Source organism: Micromonospora sp. NBC_01655 (assembly GCF_026339755.1).
In the GTDB taxonomy this organism is placed as follows: domain Bacteria; phylum Actinomycetota; class Actinomycetes; order Mycobacteriales; family Micromonosporaceae; genus Micromonospora.
The window spans coordinates 2,424,821-2,439,176 of the sequence record NZ_JAPEQF010000001.1 but is presented as its reverse complement, the minus strand read 5'-3'; the positions used below and the strand labels follow the sequence as shown (position 1 = coordinate 2,439,176).

13 protein-coding genes are annotated in these 14,356 nt (G+C 74.6%); 5 read left to right on the top strand and 8 right to left on the bottom strand.

The annotated features are described in order from the left end of the window. Positions 1 to 7 precede the first annotated feature (7 nt). From OOK41_RS11605 to OOK41_RS11585, 5 genes are all read right to left on the bottom strand, one after another. Positions 8 to 1,414 (bottom strand): NAD(P)/FAD-dependent oxidoreductase, encoded by a 1,407-nt coding sequence (locus OOK41_RS11605; protein ID WP_266264521.1) that lies wholly within the window; start codon positions 1,412 to 1,414, stop codon positions 8 to 10. A gap of 104 nt (positions 1,415 to 1,518) precedes the next feature. Then, positions 1,519 to 2,223: an endonuclease/exonuclease/phosphatase family protein gene (locus OOK41_RS11600; protein ID WP_117668934.1), complete on the bottom strand. Its 705-nt coding sequence runs from the start codon at positions 2,221 to 2,223 to the stop codon at positions 1,519 to 1,521. Between the two features lie 11 nt (positions 2,224 to 2,234). Further along, positions 2,235 to 3,191, bottom strand: coding sequence for an ROK family glucokinase (locus tag OOK41_RS11595; RefSeq protein ID WP_207892760.1), 957 nt, complete (start codon positions 3,189 to 3,191; stop codon positions 2,235 to 2,237). Between the two features lie 67 nt (positions 3,192 to 3,258). Continuing rightward, positions 3,259 to 3,945 (bottom strand): hypothetical protein, encoded by a 687-nt coding sequence (locus OOK41_RS11590; protein WP_117668995.1) that lies wholly within the window; start codon positions 3,943 to 3,945, stop codon positions 3,259 to 3,261. Between the two features lie 43 nt (positions 3,946 to 3,988). Further along, complete coding sequence (locus OOK41_RS11585) at positions 3,989 to 4,444, bottom strand: SRPBCC family protein (RefSeq protein ID WP_117668936.1); 456 nt, start codon at positions 4,442 to 4,444, stop codon at positions 3,989 to 3,991. 171 nt (positions 4,445 to 4,615) lie between these two features. Between OOK41_RS11585 and OOK41_RS11580 the strand changes: the two genes are divergently transcribed. From OOK41_RS11580 to OOK41_RS11560, 5 genes are all read left to right on the top strand, one after another. Then, positions 4,616 to 6,433 (top strand): long-chain fatty acid--CoA ligase, encoded by a 1,818-nt coding sequence (locus OOK41_RS11580; RefSeq protein WP_266264517.1) that lies wholly within the window; start codon positions 4,616 to 4,618, stop codon positions 6,431 to 6,433. A gap of 74 nt (positions 6,434 to 6,507) precedes the next feature. After that, on the top strand, positions 6,508 to 8,145 hold the full coding sequence (locus OOK41_RS11575; protein WP_207892763.1) for a GAF domain-containing sensor histidine kinase: 1,638 nt from the start codon (positions 6,508 to 6,510) through the stop codon (positions 8,143 to 8,145). A 7-nt stretch (positions 8,146 to 8,152) separates the two neighbouring features. Further along, positions 8,153 to 8,821 (top strand): response regulator transcription factor, encoded by a 669-nt coding sequence (locus OOK41_RS11570; RefSeq protein WP_007072219.1) that lies wholly within the window; start codon positions 8,153 to 8,155, stop codon positions 8,819 to 8,821. A 195-nt stretch (positions 8,822 to 9,016) separates the two neighbouring features. Next, the gene (locus OOK41_RS11565) at positions 9,017 to 9,829 is read left to right on the top strand and encodes an SAM-dependent methyltransferase (protein ID WP_266264515.1); all 813 of its coding nucleotides are present in this window, start codon (positions 9,017 to 9,019) and stop codon (positions 9,827 to 9,829) included. A 151-nt stretch (positions 9,830 to 9,980) separates the two neighbouring features. Beyond that, the gene (locus OOK41_RS11560; RefSeq protein ID WP_266267785.1) at positions 9,981 to 11,645 is read left to right on the top strand and encodes a bifunctional diguanylate cyclase/phosphodiesterase; all 1,665 of its coding nucleotides are present in this window, start codon (positions 9,981 to 9,983) and stop codon (positions 11,643 to 11,645) included. A 151-nt stretch (positions 11,646 to 11,796) separates the two neighbouring features. Here OOK41_RS11560 and OOK41_RS11555 read toward each other — a convergent pair whose 3' ends face one another. From OOK41_RS11555 to OOK41_RS11545, 3 genes are read right to left on the bottom strand one after another with little or no spacing between them, the layout of a single operon-like run. After that, on the bottom strand, positions 11,797 to 12,921 hold the full coding sequence (locus tag OOK41_RS11555; RefSeq protein WP_266264513.1) for a glycosyltransferase family 4 protein: 1,125 nt from the start codon (positions 12,919 to 12,921) through the stop codon (positions 11,797 to 11,799). Next, positions 12,918 to 14,177: a M48 family metallopeptidase gene (locus tag OOK41_RS11550; RefSeq protein WP_117668941.1), complete on the bottom strand. Its 1,260-nt coding sequence runs from the start codon at positions 14,175 to 14,177 to the stop codon at positions 12,918 to 12,920. The genes OOK41_RS11555 and OOK41_RS11550 overlap by 4 nt, the downstream gene beginning before the upstream one ends. Then, complete coding sequence (locus OOK41_RS11545) at positions 14,174 to 14,308, bottom strand: hypothetical protein (protein WP_266264508.1); 135 nt, start codon at positions 14,306 to 14,308, stop codon at positions 14,174 to 14,176. The genes OOK41_RS11550 and OOK41_RS11545 overlap by 4 nt, the downstream gene beginning before the upstream one ends. Positions 14,309 to 14,356: the final 48 nt, after the last annotated feature.

The window sequence follows — 14,356 nt, the reverse complement described above, 5'->3', positions numbered from 1 at the left end:
CCGCCGCTCACTTCTCCTCCAGGTCGTACATCGCGCGCTGCACGGCGCGCAGGTAGTCGGCGTGGCCGACCTCGAACCAGTGCCGGCTGCTGTCCTTGACCCTGCCGGAGTAGCGTTCGCCGACCCCGGCCGTGACCCGCTTCGCGAACGCGGCGGCCCGGTCCGGCCGGGTGAGGCGCAGCGTGAGCAGCCGGGCGAAGAGCACGCTCTGCCAGTGCGACAGGGGGAAGAGACCCGAGTCGGGCTGGACCAGGCCGGCGACGGCGAGGGTCGGGTGGCCGGGGGCGAAGGCGTTGAGCCACAGCCGGGGCCGGCCCGACCCGTCGGCGTCGCCGAGGATCCTCGGGTCGAGGAACTCGAAGCGGGGAAGGTACCCGGTGGCGAAGACGACCAGCTCCGGCTCGATCTGGCGGCCGTCGGTCAGCTCCACCGCCTTGGTGTGGAACCGGGCCACGTCCGGCACCGGAGCGATCTCGCCGTGCCCGACGTAGTAGACGAGCTGGCTGTTGGCGATCGGGTGGGTCTCGTAGACCCGGTGGTCGGGCTTGGGCAGGCCGAACCGGGTCAGGTCGCCGACGGTGAGCCGCAGCGTCCAGTGGTAGAGCCACTGCCGCAGCCGCAGCGGCAGCCGCAGCGCCAGCAGGGTGTCGTTGACCTGGTCGGCGGGGCGGCCGAGGACGTACTTCGGGGCGTACCAGTAGCCGCGGCGGGTCGAGTGCCAGCAGTGCGATGCCTGCTGGGCCGCCTCGACCGCGATGTCGCAGCCGGTGTTGCCGGCCCCGACGACCAGCACCCGCTTGCCGCGCAGCTGGGCCGGGTCCTTGTAGGACGAGGCGTGCATGATCTCGCCCCGGAACTCCTCCAGCCCCTCGTAGCGGGGTAGCTTCGGCGACCAGTTGTGGCCGTTGGCGACCACCACGGCGGCGTACCGAGAGGTGCGCTCCGGGCCGTACCCGCCGGTGCTGCGGGTGGTGACGTCCCAGCGCTCGCCGGCGACCGGCTCGACCCGGACCACCTCCGTGCCGAACCAGACGTGCTGGCGCAGGTCGAAGTGGTCGGCGTAGCGCTCGAAGTAGGACAGCAACTGGCTGTGGTGCGGGTAGTCCGGCCAGTCGTCCGGCATCGGGAAGTCGGGGAACTGGGTGAACGGCCGCGACGAGATCAGGTGGGTGCTGGCGTACACGGGGCTGCGGTCGTGCCGCCAGTTCCACCCGCCGCCGATGCCGGTCTCCCGTTCGTAGCAGTCGACGCCGAAACCGTGTTCGCGCAGGTTCTTCATTGCGGTCAGGCCGCTTGCCCCGGCCCCGATGACGCAGACCGTGTCGCCCCGGTCGGATACGGTGCGGCCGTCCCGGGTCGGGGTGAGCGCCGTCGCTTCCGGCTCGGGGCGGCCAGGGTCGGTGGAGGGGGACACCGGATTCTCCTTATGTGCGGCACGAGTGCCGGTCGCTGCGAGATCCTTCCGGTAACCCGACCGGTTTGTCCAGCCCCTGTGGAGGGCCGGGCACCCCGGGACGGTCAGTCGGCCGCCGGCAGCAGCAGGTCGACCAGGACCGGGAAGTGGTCGCTGGCGCGGCGGGTCTGCGGGGTGTCCACCACGTCGTAGTCGACCACGGTGATCCGGGGGTCGACGAAGACCGAGTCGATCCGTCGGCGTGGGTCGGCGCACGAGTAGGTGTGCCGGTCGGCCCGGTCGGCCGCGACCGCCGCGTCGGTCAGCCCCTGCCCCACCGTCGCCCAGGCCGGGCCGTCGGGGCCCTCGTTGAGGTCGGCGCCGGCCACCACGGGCAGGTCGGCGGCGGCCAACTCCCGCTTGAACGCCGCCGCCTGGGCGGGCCGCTCGGCCGGGTCGGTGGACAGGTGCGAGCCGGCCAGCAGGAACCGGGCCGCGCCCACCCGGCACTCGGCGTACGCCGCGCCGCGCAGGTGCCGGCCCGGGGTCAGCGGGTAGCGCTGGCAGCGGGTGTCGAGCACCCGCACCCGCAGGCTGGTCAGCAGCAGGTTGCCCAGCGACGGCAGCCCGCCGGCGGCGACCACCAGCCCGAACGACTCGGCCAGCGTGGCCGACTTCTGCCGCCACCGGAACCGCCGGGGGGCCTCCTGCACGATCACCACGTCCGGCGCGGCCTCGCGGACCACCGCGGCCAGCGCGGCGGTGTCGTCGCGCTGGCTGTGGATGTTGTACGACACGACGCGCAGCGGCACGCCCGCGTTCTCGCTCACCCGGGCCCGCCTCAGAGCCGGCGGGCCAGGTCGGCGGCGCCGATCACGCCGGCGGTGTTGCCCAGCTCGGCGGGGAGCACCTCGGCGACCGGGAGCCGGCTGCGCTGGGCCAGCGCGCCTGCGAAGGACCGCCGGGTCGGGCCGAGCAGCAGGTCGCCGGCCTCGACGACGCCGCCGCCGACGACCAGCACCTGCGGGTCGAGGATCTGCGCCATGTCGGCGAGGCTGGTGCCGAGCCAGCGCCCGACCTGGGCGAACGCCTCGGCGGACACGGGGTCGCCGCCCTGGGCGGCGGCGGTCACCATCGGGCCGGTGACTGCCTCGGCGTCGCCGCCGGCCAGCTCCAGCAGGGCGGTGGCCCGGTGCGGCTCCTGGCGGGCGGCGGCCCGGGCGAACCGGACCAGGGCGCTGCCGCTGGCGTACTGCTCGATGCAGCCGAGCCGGCCGCAGCCGCACTGGTGGCCGTCGGGGACGGTGAGCATGTGGCCCAGCTCGGCGGCGATGCCGTTGGCGCCGCGCACCAGTTCGCCGCCGAGCACGATGCCGCCGCCGACGCCGGTGCCGATGGTGAACATGACCATCGAGTCGTCGGCGTGCCGGGCCGCGCCGTAGCGGAACTCGGCCCAGGCCGCCACGTTGCCGTCGTTCTCCACGATCACCGGCAGGCCGGTCGCGGTGCTGACGTACTCGCGCAGCGGCTCGTCGCGCCAGGCCAGGTTCGGGGCGAAGAGGACGGTGGAGCGGCTGGCGTCGATCCAGCCGGCCGCGCCGATGCCGACGGCGCCGACCTGCCGGCCGGCGGCGAGTTCGGTGACCACCTCGATGATGACGTCCCGGGTCTTGGCCACGTTGTCGGCGGGGGTGTCCCGTCGGGCCTGCACGAGAACCCTGCCGGTGTCGTCCACGACACCGCCGGCCACCTTCGTGCCACCGACGTCGACTCCGATGGTCAGCGTCACCGCTGCCACTCCCCTCTGCTGTGCTGCCCGGCACCGGCACGGCGAACCGCCGTGGGTGGGCCGGGATGTCCGGTGGTCAGGCCCCGTCGCCTGGTGCGTCCTCGCCCGCGCTGCCGGGTGTCCGCGAGGCGGGCACCACGGGTCGGCCGGCCGGTGGCCGGGGAGCCCCCGGCGCGTCCGGCCCGGCGTCGTCGACGGGCGGCACGACGGCGGCCGGAACGCCCGGACCCTCTCCCCGGGTCGCGGCGGACCACACGTCGTCCTGCTCCGGCGCCGGCTGAGAATCATGCCCGGTACGGGTGGCCTCGCGCCACACATGATCGCCCGACCCCTGGTCCGCTCCGGTGCGGGGCGGGGCGGGAGAGGACTCCTCCGGCTCCGGCGGGCGGTGGGCGGGGTCCCCGGCCGAGGCGAACGCGCGCAGCAGGCTGGCCACGCCGGCCGCCAGATCGCCCGCTCCGGTGGCGAGCCGCTCGGCGAATTCCGGACTCGGGTCACGCAACGCTGCGATACCGCGACAGACCGGGCAGATACAGCATTCTGCCGCGCCGGTGGCGAAACCGCCCCGGCCGGCCCCGGCGGGTCCACCGGCCGCCCGCCCGCCGCCACTGTGACCGAGGACACTCGACAGGATCCCACCGACCGGACCCCACGGACCCGCCCCGGAACCGGAACCAGCGCCGGCCAACCTGGCCGCCGCGAGCACCGTGGCGACCAGCCGCTCCGCCTCTTCCCGGGCCGAACCCGGCTCAGTACCCCCCATGGTCGGCTCCTCTACCGTGCCGGGCGCGCCGCAGCCGGTCGCGTCACCGCGCCGCACCGGATTCCTCTACCCGGCGCTTGAGCTGCTTCAACGCCGTATCCATGATCATTTTTTCGGCCTTGCGCCGAAACATCCCGAGCATGCCCACGGAGAGCTCCACCTCCAGGGTGTAGGTCACCGTGGTCGTCCCGTCCGGGTTGCCCACCAGGTCGTACGACCCGTGCTGGGAACGCTGCATCTTCGAGGGCGTCACCAGGCGCCACTCGATACGGGTCAGGTCCTCGGAGTACTCGTAGGCGAGCAGGTACTCGTCGGCCAGCACCCCGGCGTCGATGGTGAACCGGACCTGGCTGGCGTAGCCGTCCTCGTACTCCTCGACGACCTCGGCCCGGCGCATCGCCTCGGTCCACTCGGGGTAGCGCGCGAAATCGCAGATCACCGCCGCCACCCGCTGCGGTGACGCGCCGATGACGATCGACTGGGTGGAGGAGTCCGCCATGGGGGGAGGCTACCCGGCGGCGGGCCGGCGCGCCCCGCCCCCGGACCGGGTCGGGGGAAACGCCCCGGCAACCTCCCTACCGTAACCACCTGGACGGGCGGGTAGGTTTCGACGTAGCCGACCCGTCCGGGCCCCGGCCCGCCCGGCCAGTGCGAGCACGAGGGAGTGCAGGTGCGCGAGTTCTCCGTTCCGCCGATCGTCACCGTCGGCGACTCGGCCAACCTGACCCAACCGGTCTGGGACAACGCCGAGGCCGCCCCGGAGGCGGTGCAGTTCGTCCGCCCCGTCCCGTCGGCCGGCGGGGCGGGCCGGGGCCGGGCCGAGGTGACCTGCCGGCAGTTCCGCGACGAGGTGGTCGCGGTGGCCCGAGGGCTGGTCGCGGCCGGCGTGTCCCCCGGCGACCGGGTCGCCCTGATGAGCCGCACCCGGTACGAGTGGACCCTGTTCGACTACGCGATCTGGGCGGCCGGCGCGGTCACCGTGCCGATCTACGAGACCTCCAGCGCCGAACAGGCCGCCTGGATCCTGGCCGACTCCGGCGCGGTCGCGGTCGTGGTCGAGAGCACCGCGCACGCCACCCTGGTCGCCGGCGTCCGGGACCGGCTGCCCGAGCTGGCGCACGTCTGGCAGATCGAGCTGGACGCGGTCGACGAGCTGGTCGCCGCCGGCGCCGAGGTCGACCCGATGGAGATCGACCGGCGCCGCACGGCGATCCGGGCCGACGACGTGGCGACCATCATCTACACCAGCGGCACCACCGGCCGCCCCAAGGGCTGCGTGCTGACCCACCGCAACATGTACGCCGACATCGCCAACGCGGTGCCCGTCCTGCCGAACCTGTTCCTGCGGCCGGGCGCGTCGACCCTGCTGTTCCTCCCGCTCGCGCACGCCTTCGCCCGACTCATCCAGATCGGCATGGTGCAGGCCCGGGCCACCATGGCGCACTGCGCCGACACGAGGGACCTCATCGGGGAGCTCCAGGAGTTCAGGCCGACCTTCGTGCTCTCGGTCCCCCGGGTCTTCGAGAAGGTCTACAACGGGGCCCGGCAGAAGGCCGAGGCCGACGGCAAGGGGAAGATCTTCGACCGGGCCGAGCAGGTCGCGGTCGCGTACAGCGAGGCCCTGGAGAAGCCGGGCGGGCCGGGCCTGGGGCTGCGCGCGCAGCACGCGGTCTTCGACAGGCTGGTCTACCGCAAGCTGCGGGCCGCCCTGGGCGGCCGGTGCCGCGACGCGATCTCCGGCGGCGCGCCGCTCGGCGCCCGGCTCGGCCACTTCTTCCGCGGCATCGGGGTGACCATCTGCGAGGGGTACGGGTTGACCGAGACCTCCCCGGCCGCCGCCGCGAACCTGGCCGACGCCACGAAGATCGGCACCGTCGGCCGCCCGCTGCCCGGCGTGACCATCCGGATCGCCGACGACGGCGAGATCCTGATCTCCGGCGACCTGATCTTCCAGGGGTACTGGCGCAACGAGGCGGCCACCGCCGAGGTGCTCAGCGCGGACGGCTGGTTCCGCACCGGCGACCTGGGGCAGCTCGACACCGACGGCTTCCTCAGCATCACCGGCCGGAAGAAGGAGATCATCGTGACCGCCGCCGGCAAGAACGTCGCCCCGGCGGTGCTGGAGGACCAGGTCCGGGCGCACCCGCTGATCAGCCAGTGCGTCGTCGTCGGCGACCGGCAGCCGTTCATCGCCGCGCTGGTCACCCTCGACGAGGAGGCGCTGCCGAAGTGGCTGGCCGCCCACGGCCGACCGGAGACCACCACGGCCGAGGAACTGCGCGACGACGACGCGCTGCGTGCCGAGGTGCAGGGCGCGATCGACCAGGCCAACCAGTCGGTGTCGAAGGCCGAGGGGATCAAGGTCTTCCGCATCCTGCCGCACGACTTCACCGAGGCCACCGGCGAACTCACCCCGTCCCTGAAGGTCAAGCGGCAGGTCGTGCACAAGACGTATGCGGCGGAGATCGCCGACATCTACCGGCGCTGACTACGATCCGTCACGTGCCCGCCTCCCCGACACCCGCCCGGCCGCCCACGCAGCCGCTCGCCACCGCCGCGCGCGTGGTCATGCTCGCGCTGGTCGCCGTCCTCACCCTCTTCGCCACCCGCGACGTCGGGCAGCTCTGGTGGATCGCCCTGCTGGGCGTCGCCGGGCTGCCCGCCGTCCTGGCCTCCCAGCACCGGCTGCTCGGCCCGCTCAGCCGCTTCGCCGAGGTGGTGGTGCTGGGGCTGGCCGCCAGCCAGGTCGCCGCCGTCACCACCCTCGACGGCACCGCCGGCGGGCTGGGCGCCTCGGCCGTGCTGCCGTACCTCGCCGTCCCGGTGACCGTGACCGCGCTGCGCCGCCGGTTCCGCGAGGGCGCGGCGCTGCTCGCCGTCTGCGCCGCCACCCTGCTGGTCAGCGCCGCGCTCACCGGCGTCGACGGCGGTCGCCAACTCGGCCAGCCGGGGTACCTCGCGGTCTGCGCCCAGTGGCTGATCCTGGCCGGGCTCGGCCTCTACACGGCCGGCACCCTGCACCGGGTGATGCGAGTCCGCAGCGAGGGCAAGCCCCAGCCGTACGCCGAGGCCACCCGGCTGCTGACCCAGCTCCGCACGGTCGCCCGGCAGCTACCCGGGGCCACCCTCGACCCGGGCGGCATCTCCGAGCACCTGCTGGAGGAGCTGCGCACCGTGGCCCGGGCCGAGCGGGCGGCGGTGCTCTCGGCCAGCGGCGGCGGGCGGCTGGTGGTGCTCGCCCAGGTGGGCGTGGACCGGGTCGACTGGGAGACCACGCTCGACGCGGACTCGGCGATCGCCGACGCCTGGGCCAGCCAGCAGCCGCAGACCGCGAGCCGCTCGCAGGCCCGTTCGCACACCGGCGGCGACGTCTCCGCGCTGATCGTGCCGCTGGTCGCCGGCGTCCGCACGGTCGGCATGCTGGTGATGGAGGCGGACGCCGCGCAGGCGTACCCGCCGCCGGTGGTGTCCCGGGTGACCGCGCTGACCCGTCCGGCCGCGCTGCGGCTGGAGGCCGCCCTGCTCTTCGACGAGGTGCGCTCGCTGGCCACCAACGAGGAGCGGCAGCGGCTGGCCCGGGAGATCCACGACGGGGTGGCCCAGGAACTGGTCATGGTCGGGTACGGCATCGACAACGCCCTGGCCACCGTCTACGAGGACGCCGACGAGACCGCAGAGTCGCTGCGCCTGCTGCGCCAGGAGGTGACCCGGGTGATCACCGAGCTGCGGCTGAGCCTGTTCGAGCTGCGCAGCGAGGTGGACCGGCACGGCGGACTGGCCGCCGCGATCGCCGAGTACGCCCGCACCGTCGGCGCGTCCGGCGGGCTGCGGGTGCACCTGTCGCTGGACGAGTCGACCGCCCGGCTGCCCGCCGCGACCGAGGCGGAACTCCTGCGCATCGCGCAGGAGGCGGTCACCAACGCCCGCAAGCACGCCGGGGCGTCGAACCTGTGGGTCACCTGCGAGGTGGACCCGCCGTACGCGCAGATCGAAGTGTCGGATGACGGTCACGGCATCGGTGAGCAGCGCACGGACGGGCACTATGGCCTTGCGATCATGGCCGAGAGGGCGGAACGTATCCGGGGCCGGTTGGAGATCAGGCCGCGTCGACCCAGCGGCACGACGGTGGCGGTGGTTCTCGGCACCTCGCCCCGGCGCGATAGGGTGCGCGGCAACGCCGCAGCAGCAGAAGTGGAGTAACCCGAGGATGACCACAAGCCCGACACCGGCCACCCGGACCAAGGTCCTCCTTGTCGACGATCACGACCTGATCCGCAAGGGACTGCGGCACGCCTTCGAGCGGGATCGGCAGTTCGAGGTCGTTGGTGAGGCCGCCACGGCGGCAGAGGGGGTGCGGCAGGCCGGCGCCCTTCAGCCCGATGTGGTGATCATGGATCTGCGGCTGCCCGACGGCAGTGGCCTGGAGGCCACCCGCGCGCTGCGCAAGTCCAGCGCGTCGATGGGCATCGTCGTGCTCACCATGTACGCCGGCGACGACCAGCTCTTCGGCGCCCTGGAGGCCGGGGCGAGCGCGTTCGTGCCCAAGACGGCCCCGGCCGACGAGGTGGTGGCCGCCGCCCGGCACGCCGCCTCCTCGCCGAGCGCGTTCACCGCGGCAGACCTGGCCGAGGCGATGAAGCGGCGGCTCGCGCCGTCCGGCCCGCAGCTCTCCCCCCGGGAGGGTCAGGTGCTGCGGCTGCTCGCCGACGGCATGAGCGTGGCCGGCATCGCCAAGCAGCTCTTCGTCAGCGAGTCGACGGCCAAGACCCACATCTCGAAGCTCTACGAGAAGCTGGGCGCGGCCAACCGGGCGCAGGCACTGATGACCGCGCTGCGGCTCGGCCTGCTCGAAGCCCCGGACGCGCCGAAGTTCTGACCGCTCCCCCGCCCGGCCGGCAGTAGTCGGTCGGGGTTTCCGCGACGGCCAGTGGGTCCGGTCAACGGGACCCACTGACCGACCGGTCGGGCGGGAGTCGGCCCACTCTGGTCACCCGCGTGGCGGGCGGGGCAGAATACCCGAGTGACCCGCGCGGGGCGGCGTGTTCCGCGTCGTTGACAAAAGGGGTAGGGCATGCAGCGGCCGGACTGGGCACCCGACACCATCGACATCGAGCGCCCCAGCGTGGCCCGCATGTACGACTACTACCTCGGCGGCTCGCACAACTTCGCCGCCGACCGCAGCGCCGCCCGGGCGATGGTGGACGCGGTGCCCGAGGCGCCGCTGATGGCCCAGGCGAACCGGGCGTTCCTGCGCCGGGCGGTGCACTTCCTCGCCGAGGCCGGGATCCGCCAGTTCCTCGACATCGGCTCCGGGATCCCGACGGTCGGCAACGTGCACGAGATCGCCCAGCGGATCGATCCCGACGCCCGGGTGGTCTACGTCGACGTCGACCCGGTGGCGGTGGCGCACAGCCGGGAGATCCTCAGCGGCAACGACCGGGCCGTCGTGCTCCAGGAGGACCTGCGCCGCCCCGAGCGGATCCTGGCCCACCCAGAGGTCACCGGGCTGCTGGACCTGTCGCAGCCGGTCGCGGTGATGATCGTGGCGGTGCTGCACTTCGTCCCGGACACCGACCGGCCGGCGCAGATCCTGCGGGAGCTGCGGCAGGCGCTGGCGCCCGGCAGCTACCTGGTGCTCTCCCAGGCCAGCGACGACGCCCGGCACGACACCGGGGAACGCGCCGAGGCCGAGGCGGTCTACCGGCGAACCGACAACCCGCTGGTCATCCGCAGCCGCGCCGAGCTGACCGCCCTCTTCGACGGCTTCGAGCTGGTCGACCCGGGCGTGGTCTGGGTGCCACAGTGGCGCCCCGAGACTCCGGAGAGCGCCGAGGGCGCCGAGCAGGCGGTCTTCATGGGCGGCGTCGGGCGGCTCGATGGGTGAGCGGTCCGACGGTCCGACGGGCCCGCCGGACCCCGGGTCACCCGCCTCGCCCACGGGGGCACCCGCCTCGTACCCGGGACACCTTGCCCCGCGCCCCGGGGCCTTCGCCCGGGCCTGGGCGAAGGCGGTCTCCGGCACCAGCTACCTGCCGATGACCCAGGCCCAACTGGAGGCGCTGCTGCAACGGCTCACCGACCGGCTGGCCGAGGCGCTGGTGGCCGAGCCGTTCGACCTGCGGGTCGGCCACCAGGTCGGGGCGGAACTGGTCGAGGCGCACATCGCCTCCGCCGAAGGGCTGGGCCGCACGATCGAGGTCGTGCAGCTCCGGCTGCTGCGCGACCTGGGGCTGGTCGGCGAGGACATCGAGGACCGCCTGGCCCGGCTGCTGGCCACCGTGGCCACCGGCTACGCCCGGGCACTGCGGGACCGCACGCTGGACGAGCAGGAATCCATCCGCCGGGCCGCGATGGTGGCCCGGGCGCAGGCCGAACAGGCACTGCGCGACAGCGAGGCCCGGTTCCGGCATCAGGCCACCCACGATCCGCTGACCGACCTGCCCAACCGCACCCTGTTCACCGAGCGGCTCGCCGCCGCGATCGACTCCCCGGGCCGGGGCGCCGACCGGGTCGGGGTGTGCTTCCTCGACCTGGACCGCTTCAAGGTGGTCAACGACTCCCTCGGCCACCAGGTCGGCGACCGGCTGCTGGTCTCGGTCGCCGACCGGCTGCGCCGGGCGCTCGGCGAACACCTGGTCGCCCGCCTCGGCGGCGACGAGTTCGTCATCCTGGTCGAGCGGACCGCCGGCACCGACGACGTGGTGAAGGTGGCCGAGGCGGCGCTCGCCGCGGTGGGCGAGCCGGCCCTGGTCGACGGGCACGAGCTGACCGTGTCGGCGAGCATCGGCATTGTCGAACGCCCGGTGGCCGGGACCACCCCGGTCGACCTGATGCGGGCCGCCGACTCCACGCTGCACTGGGCCAAGGCCGCCGGGGGCGCCCGCTGGTCGCTGTTCGACGCCGACCGCAACCGCCGGGAGCTGGCCCGGTACGCGCTGTCCGCGGCGATCCCGGGGGCGCTGGAGCGGGGGGAGTTCTACCTGGACTACCAGCCGCTGACCTCGCTGCGCGACGGCACCGTGCTCGGCGTCGAGGCACTGGTCCGCTGGCGGCACCCCGTGCTCGGCGAACTGCGTCCGGGCAGCTTCATCGGGCTGGCCGAGGAGACCGGGCTGATCATCCCGCTCGGGGGCTGGGTGCTCGCCGAGGCGTGCCGGGAGGCGGCCGGCTGGACCGGGCCGGGGGGCGCCGCGCCGTTCGTCAGCGTCAACCTGGCGGTGCGGCAGGTGCACCGGCCCGGCCTGGTGCAGGAGGTGCGCGCCGTGCTCGACCGCACCGGCCTGCCGCCCGAGCGGCTCCAGCTGGAGGTCACCGAGAGCACCATGATGAGCGCCGTCGAGGAGCCGGTCCGCGCCCTGCGGGTGCTGGCCGACCTCGGCGTGCGGATCGCCATCGACGACTTCGGCACCGGCTACTGCAACCTGGCGTACCTGCGGGACCTGCCGGTGACCGAGCTGAAGGTGGCCGGGGAGTTCGTGGCCGGGCTGCGGGCCCCGACGGAGGACCCGGCCAGCCGCACCGACGAACGGATCCTCGCCTCGCTGGTCTCGCTGGCGCACGCGCTGGGCCTGACCGTCACCGCCGAGGGGGTGGAGACCGCCAGCCAGGCCGACCGGCTGCGTGCCATCGGCTGCGACGCCGCCCAGGGCTGGCACTTCGGCCGCCCCGCGCCCCCACCGCCCACCACCTGGACCGCCTAACCTGACTCCCCACCCGCCCCGGGCGCCCCGCCCGGGGCCAAGGTCGTGCAGGTTCCCGGAATCAGTGGCCTCCCCACTCCCCGAAGGCCACGCTTTCTCTGAACTTGCACGACGACCCCCTGCCGGGCGGGGCGGCGCGGGTGGGTGGGGGTCAGCCCGTGAGGAGGGTTGCCATCCGGGCGGCCTGGGTCTCCCAGCGCCACTCCCGCTCCACCCAGGCCCGGCCGGCCGCGCCGAACTGCCGGGCCAGGTCCCGGTCGGCGAGCAGGGTGGCCACCCGGTCGGCGAGCTGGGCGACATCCTGGCCGGAGACGACGTACCCGGTCTCGCCCTCGCGGACGGCGTCCGGCGCACCCCCCGAGTCGCCCGCCACCACCGGCAGGCCGGTCGCGGACGCCTCCAGGTAGACGATGCCGAGCCCCTCGACGTCCAGGCCGCGGTTGCGGGTGCGGCAGGGCATGGCGTAGACGTCGCCGGCCGCGTAGTGGGCGGGCAGGTCCGCCGAGGGCACCGAGCCGGTGAAGACCACGTCCCGCTCGACGCCCGTCTGCCGGGCCAGCTTCTCCAGGGTGCCCCGGTACGGCCCACCGCCGACGACCAGCAGCGCCGCGTCGGGCACCCGGCGGCGGATCGCCGGCAGGGCACGGATCAGCATGTCCTGGCCCTTGCGCGGCACCAGCCGGGAGACGCAGACGACCACCGGCCGGTCGGCCAGCCCGAGCCGGGTCCGGACCGGCTCGCCGTCGACCGACGGATGGTACGTCTCGACGTCCACGCCGGGAGCCAGCCGGTGCAGCTCGGTCACCCCGTGCAGCGCCCGCTCCAGCCGGACCCGGGTGTACTCGCCGAGGTACGTCACCACGTCCGCGCCCCGGCCGATCCGGCGCAACGCGGCCCGGGCCGCGGGCAGCGCCGCCCAGCCCACCTCGTGCCCGTGGGTCAGGGCCACCACGCGGCGGACGCCGGCGCGGCGGCGCAGCCCGGCGGCGAGCAGCCCGAGCGGGGCGGCGGCGCCGAACCAGACGGTGTCGCAGCCGCGCTCGCGGGCCAGCCGGGCGACCCGCCGGGCGACCAGCGGGGTGGGCAGCAGCACCCGGGTGCGTTCCCGGACCACCTCGAACGGCTGGTCGGCGTCGAACTTCTCCGCCCCGCGCCAGCTCGACGCGTAGACCACCACGGAGCCGGTGGGCTGGCGGACGGCGAGGTTGTGCACGAAGGACTGGATACCGCCCGGACGGGGCGGGAAGTCGTTGGTGATCAGCAGCGTGCGGCTCATCGGCCGGCCTCCCTGGCGTGGGCGCGGGCGGCGGCCATCCGCTCGACCGTGGACGGGTGCGACGCCGAGTAGAGGTACTCCCAGCGGGGCGGATCGGGGTCGGCCAGGTTCACCCCGGCCAGGCGGCGCTGCATCGCCTCGAAGGTCGCCGGGTCCCCGGTGAGGGCGAGGGCGTGCGCGTCGGCCCGGGCCTCGATCCGGCGGGACACCAGCGCCTGGACCGGGGCGGTCACCAGCCCGGCCACCGTGACCAGCGCGATCAGCAGCGGGAACGCGCGCGGCTCGGCGATCGAGTCGACGCCGGCCAGGCGCAGCAGCGGGCCGGCCGAGCCGAGCAGGTAGAGCACGACCACGGCCAGCGCGGCGCCCAGCGCCCCGGTCAGCGTCCCGGTCCACACGTCCCGGTCCTTGGCGTGCCCCAACTCGTGCGCGACGACGCTGGTCACCTCGGCCGGGGTGGCCTCGCGCAGCAGGGTGTCGTAGACGACCACCCGGCGGGTCGGCCCGAGCCCGGAGACGTACGCGTTGACCGCGCGGGTACGCCGGGACGCGTCGGCGACCAGCACGTCGCGCACCGGCACGCCGTCGCGGGCCGCCAGGCTCATCAGCTCGGTGCGTAGCGGGCCCTGTTCCATCGGGGTGAACCGGTTGAACACCGGCTCCACCAGCACCGGCAGCACGAACGACAGCAGCACCACCAGCCCGGCCGCGCCGGCCGCGCCGAACGCCCACCACCAGCGCGGGGCGAGCCGGGTCACGGTGTAGAAGCCGAGCAGCGCGACCGCGCCGATCACCGCGCTGACCGCGTACGACTTGAGCAGGTCGGCCGTCCAGCCGGCCCAGCCCTGGGTGCTCAGCCCGTACCGGGTGAGGACCGTCTGCCGCCAGGCGGCCAGGGGCAGGGTGAGCAGGTCGGCGACGAGCACCACGGCCAGCCCGCCGAGTACCGCCTGGGCGATCCAGTGGCCGCCGAACGGGCGCCCTGCCAGCTCCACGAGGCGGCTGCCCAGCGGGGTGAGCCCGAGCGCCACGGCCACCAGCAGCCCGAGGGCGAGACCGGCCCAGCCGGCGGGGCGCAGCGCGGCCCGGAACTCCCGGCTGCGGGCGACCTGGTCGACCGGCAGGTCCCGCAGCGCGGCGAGCTGGTCGACGCGCGGGGCCGGCGGCCGGTGCCACGGCACCAGCAGGGCGCTGGCGACGAGCAGCGCCACGGCCAGCCCGGCGAGGGTGAGCACCGCCCAGCCGCGCGGCGTCATCCCGCCACCCCGGCCGGCACAAGCCGGGCCAGCGGGGCACGGGCCGGCATGCGGCCGGCCGCGGCGGGCACCGCTGGTGGGCGGATCGGCATCGCGTCGCGCGCGCCGCCGTCGCGTCGTACCCGCGTCATGCCACTCCTCCCGCCGTGAGCGCCCATCCTATGGCCCGACGGCGGTAC

Bases quoted from the DNA above. Each gene is read 5' to 3' on its own strand.
- OOK41_RS11590 (WP_117668995.1), bottom strand. From the start codon at position 3,945: ATGGGGGGTACTGAGCCGGGTTCGGCCCGGGAAGAGGCGGAGCGGCTG.
- OOK41_RS11585 (WP_117668936.1), bottom strand. From the start codon at position 4,444: ATGGCGGACTCCTCCACCCAGTCGATCGTCATCGGCGCGTCACCGCAG.
- OOK41_RS11570 (WP_007072219.1), top strand. From the start codon at position 8,153: ATGACCACAAGCCCGACACCGGCCACCCGGACCAAGGTCCTCCTTGTC.
- OOK41_RS11565 (WP_266264515.1), top strand. From the start codon at position 9,017: ATGCAGCGGCCGGACTGGGCACCCGACACCATCGACATCGAGCGCCCC.
- OOK41_RS11560 (WP_266267785.1), top strand. From the start codon at position 9,981: ATGACCCAGGCCCAACTGGAGGCGCTGCTGCAACGGCTCACCGACCGG.
- OOK41_RS11555 (WP_266264513.1), bottom strand. From the start codon at position 12,921: ATGAGCCGCACGCTGCTGATCACCAACGACTTCCCGCCCCGTCCGGGC.
- OOK41_RS11550 (WP_117668941.1), bottom strand. From the start codon at position 14,177: ATGACGCCGCGCGGCTGGGCGGTGCTCACCCTCGCCGGGCTGGCCGTG.
- OOK41_RS11545 (WP_266264508.1), bottom strand. From the start codon at position 14,308: ATGACGCGGGTACGACGCGACGGCGGCGCGCGCGACGCGATGCCGATC.